The sequence below is a fragment of the Pseudonocardia nigra genome, from assembly GCF_019396355.1.
In the GTDB taxonomy this organism is placed as follows: Bacteria; Actinomycetota; Actinomycetes; order Mycobacteriales; family Pseudonocardiaceae; genus Pseudonocardia; species Pseudonocardia nigra.
The window spans coordinates 1-2334 of the sequence record NZ_JAHKRK010000405.1; the positions used below are offsets into that span (position 1 = coordinate 1).

Genomic DNA, 2334 nt, shown 5'->3' on the forward strand with positions numbered 1-2334 from the left:
CGCCAGCCGCTCGACCCGCTCGATCATCACTCCGGCCAGCTGCGGGACCAGCGCCGGCAGCCACTCACGATCGCACCCCGGGCATGATCACGAGCCGCGGTCACCTCATCAGGTGACACGCCGGGTCGAGACGATCACGAAATGTGGGCCAGATCCTGAAAACTGACCCCTTTGCGGCGGGTGAAAGTTGACCCCCTCCACAAGATCGTTCGCAAGATGGGGAGGGTGCTGAGCGTGGAGGACTGGGCGGAGATCCGGCGGTTGCACCGGTCGGAGGGGATGGCGATCAAGGCGATTGCCCGGGTGATGGGGGTGTCGCGCAACACGGTGCGGGCGGCGTTGGCCTCGGACGGGCCGCCGAAGTATGAGCGCGCCCCGGCGGGGTCGATCGTGGATGCGGTGGAGCCGCGGATCCGGGAGTTGCTGGCGGCGTATCCGACCATGCCGGCGACGGTGATCGCGGAGCGGATCGGCTGGACCCGGTCGATCCGGGTGCTGCGTGACCGGGTGGCCGAGCTGCGGCCGGTGTATCTGCGCCGGACCCGGCCTCGCGCACCAGCTACGTGGCTGGGGAGATCGCCCAGTGCGACCTGTGGTTCCCGCCGATCACGCTGCCGGTCGGGTTCGGCCAGGCCCGCAACCCGACCCAGTTGCCGGTGCTCACGATGGTGACCGGATATGCCCGGTGGCTGCTGGCGCTGCTGATCCCCTCCCGGAAGGCGGAGGATCTACTCGCCGGCTGGTGGCAGCTGATCGAGCGGCTGGGGGCGGTGCCGCGGGTGCTGGTCTGGGACGGCGAGGGCGCGATCGGCCGGTGGCGCGGCGGGCGCAGCGAGCTTACCGCCGAGTGCCAGGCGTTCCGCGGAACGCTCGGCACCAAGGTGCTCATCTGTCGCCCGGCCGACCCGGAGGCCAAGGGCCTCATCGAACGCGCGCACGACTACCTGGAGCGCTCGTTCCTGCCCGGCCGCACGTTCGCCTCGCCGGCGGAGTTCAACACTCAGCTCGCCGACTGGCTGGCCGTGGTGAACACCCGGCCCCGCCGGGCGCTGGGCTGCGCGCCGAGCGATCGGATCACCGTCGACCGCCACGCCATGCTCACGCTGCCGCCGGTGGCGCCAACGACCGGCTGGCGAGCCTCGACACGGCTGGGCCGTGATCACTACATCCGCCTGGATGCCAACGACTACTCGGTCCACCCCGGCGTGATCGGCCGCCGGATCGAGATCATCGCCGACCTGGCCCGGGTCCGAGCGGTCTGCGACGGCACACTCGTCGCCGACCACGAGCGAATCTGGGCGTGGCACCAAACGATCTCCGACCCGAAGCATGCCGCGGCAGCCAAGGTGTTGCGCCGCAACCGGATCGGCCTGCTGCGCCCGGCCCTCGAGCCCGAAGTCGAGCAGCGGTGCCTGGCCGACTACGACACCGCACTCGGTGTCACCAGTGCCGACCAGGGTGCCGACGAGGGCGGGGTGGCGTGATGGCTACCGCGAAGACCACTCCCACGAGGATCACTGCGACCACCACGGCGGGCCGGGATCTGGCCGCCGAAGTTGCCTACCTGACCCGAGCGTTGAAGGCCCCCACCCTGCGTGAGTCGGTGGCCCGGCTGGCCGAACGGGCCCGGGCCGAGGGCTGGACCCATGAAGAGTTCCTGGTCGCCTGCCTGCAGCGGGAGGTCTCGGCGCGGGAGTCCCACGGCGGGGAAGGCCGCATCCGGGCCGCGAGGTTCCCGGCCCGCAAGAGCCTGGAGGAGTTCGACTTCGACCACGCCCGCGGCCTCAAACGCGACACCATCGCCCACCTCGGCACCCTGGACTTCGTCACCGCCCGCGAGAACGTGGTGTTCCTCGGCCCGCCCGGCACCGGCAAGACCCACCTCGCCATCGGGCTGGCCATGCGCGCCTGTCAGGCCGGGCACCGGGTCGGATTCGCCACCGCCGCCGAGTGGGTCGCCCGTCTCGCCGAGGCCCACCACGCCGGTCGACTGCAAGCCGAGCTCACCAAGCTCACCCGCGTCCCACTTCTCGTGGTCGACGAGGTCGGCTACATCCCCTTCGAGCCCGAGGCCGCCAACCTGTTCTTCCAGCTCGTCTCCTCCCGCTACGAGCGGGCCAGCCTGATCGTGACCAGCAACAAGGTGTTCGCTAAAGCGCACTTGTTCGCGCGAACTTGTGCCAGGCGACGGCGAAACCTCACGGGTTCGGGTTCGGCAGGCGCTGCTGGTCGATGTGGTCGGCGAGGTAGGGCAGGACTCCTTCGGGGTTCATGCCGAACGCGGCGGCGACGAGCTTGGCGTCGATGGTGTTGACCAGGTCAATCAGCCGGGTG

2 pseudogenes are annotated in these 2334 nt (G+C 70.3%); both read left to right on the forward strand.

The features are described 5' to 3' along the window. The first annotated feature begins 225 nt into the window (after positions 1 to 225). A pseudogene (gene istA / locus KME75_RS40970) lies at positions 226 to 1484 on the forward strand (IS21 family transposase). Next, a pseudogene (gene istB, locus KME75_RS40975) lies at positions 1484 to 2155 on the forward strand (IS21-like element helper ATPase IstB); the annotation flags it as partial. The pseudogenes istA and istB, both read left to right, overlap by 1 nt. Between the last annotated feature and the right edge of the window lie 179 nt (positions 2156 to 2334).